The organism is Winogradskyella ouciana (genome assembly GCF_009709615.1).
Taxonomy (GTDB): domain Bacteria; phylum Bacteroidota; class Bacteroidia; order Flavobacteriales; family Flavobacteriaceae; genus Winogradskyella; species Winogradskyella ouciana.
The window spans coordinates 1-265 of sequence record NZ_WJYA01000143.1 but is presented as its reverse complement, the minus strand read 5'-3'; the positions used below and the strand labels follow the sequence as shown (position 1 = coordinate 265).

Annotated in this window: 1 protein-coding gene; it reads left to right on the top strand. The window is 49.4% G+C overall.

Going from position 1 to position 265, the window contains the following annotated elements; genetic code table 11:
* Nucleotides 1-265, top strand: a 265-nt coding sequence (gene mobV / locus F1003_RS18825; RefSeq protein ID WP_235898423.1) for a MobV family relaxase, incomplete at both ends; no start/stop codon positions are given.

The following is a 265-nucleotide window of genomic DNA, read 5'->3' as shown; positions in this document are numbered from 1 at the left end:
AGTCCTGACTACATGAACGGATTGAGCGAGACGGAGCAGCGGCGCTACTTTGAAGCGGCGGCTGATCATCTGAAAGAGAAATACAGTCCGGAAAACATGTTGTATGCCACGGTACATATGGATGAAGCGACCCCGCATATGCATGTCGGGATTGTGCCGATCACCGAGGATGGCCGGCTTTCTGCTAAAGATTTCTTTAACGGCAAGCTGAAGATGAAAGCCATTCAGGATGATTTTCACCGGCATATGGTGAAGAGTGGTTTTG